Origin of the sequence: Roseomonas rosulenta (assembly GCF_016106005.1) — a bacterium.
Taxonomy (GTDB): Bacteria; Pseudomonadota; Alphaproteobacteria; order Acetobacterales; family Acetobacteraceae; genus Neoroseomonas; species Neoroseomonas rosulenta.
This window is the reverse complement of the sequence record NZ_JACADR010000568.1, coordinates 1-1050: the sequence shown is the minus strand read 5'-3', so window position 1 is coordinate 1050 and position 1050 is coordinate 1. Positions and strand designations below refer to the sequence as shown.

Below are 1050 nucleotides of genomic sequence, written 5' to 3'. Positions count from 1 at the left end.
GGTGGCGCGTCCGCCGCGGCGCCGCCCGCCCGAGCTCGCCGCCACGCGCGCGCGGATGGATGCGGCGCTGGCGGAGGGTGACCTCGACGGCGCGCTCGCCGCGCTGGCCGACATGCTGCTGCTGGCGCGCGACGACGACAGGACGCAGGAGGCCGCCGCCGCGTTGCTGCGCCACCTCGCGCGATATCCGATGCTGCGCGGCGCCGGGTTGGGCGCCTTGGTCGCCGCCCTCACCGAGGTGCCCGCATGACGCTGATCATCCTCGACCCCAATCTGGAAGGCGAGGCGGGGCACCACCTCGCCTACGACCTCGCGATCGCGAAGGGGGCGATGGCGCGCGGGGAGGCGGCGACGATCGTCGCGCATCGCCGCTTCCCCGCCGCCACCATCGAGGGCGTGCGCATCCTGCCGCATTTCACCGAGACGACCTATGCGCAGCGCCACGCGGACCCGGTGACCGGGCGGCTCGACGACTATCGCGCGCTGAACGACCTGCTGCAGGACGAGCTCGCGGCGCTGCCGCGCGGCGAGTTCCGCCCCGCCGACTGCGTGCTGGTGCCCACCACCACCGAGAACCACCTGGCCGGCTACCTCGGCTGGATGAAGGGGTTCGACCCGGTCGAGGCGCCGCTGTTCGTCGTGCACCTGATGTTCCCCTCGGGCGTGGCGGTGGACGCCGCGGGGCGCTCGGCGGTGGAGGACCCGCTGCGCGCGCTGTTCTACCGGCTGGCGGATCGCGTGGGGCAGGAGGCCGGGCCACCGGTGCATCTGTTCGCCAGTGGCGGGCAGCATGCCGCGGAGTTCAGCGCGCTGCTGGGCCGCAGGGTCGCTTCGCACCCGCTGCCGATCCGCCCCGAGCCTGGCGCCGCCACGCCGCCGCAGCGCGCGCTGCTGTTCGCCGGCGATGCGCGCATCGACAAGGGCATCGCGCTGCTGCCGGGGCTGATGCCGCGCCTCGCCGCCGCGCATCCCGACTGGCGCTTCTCCGCGCATGTGAATGCGGCCGCCGCCTGGGGCGAGGCGCGCGCGGCGGCCGAGGCGCTGCCCGGG

Annotated in this window: 2 protein-coding genes; both read left to right on the top strand. The window is 75.5% G+C overall.

Annotated features, from left to right (window positions below):
• Positions 1 to 250, top strand: a 250-nt coding sequence (locus tag HW578_RS26905; protein WP_198373758.1) for a hypothetical protein, incomplete at its 5' end; no start/stop codon positions are given.
• The coding region (locus HW578_RS26900) for a hypothetical protein (RefSeq protein WP_198373757.1) at positions 247 to 1050 on the top strand (804 nt) is incomplete at its 3' end. The genes HW578_RS26905 and HW578_RS26900, both read left to right, overlap by 4 nt.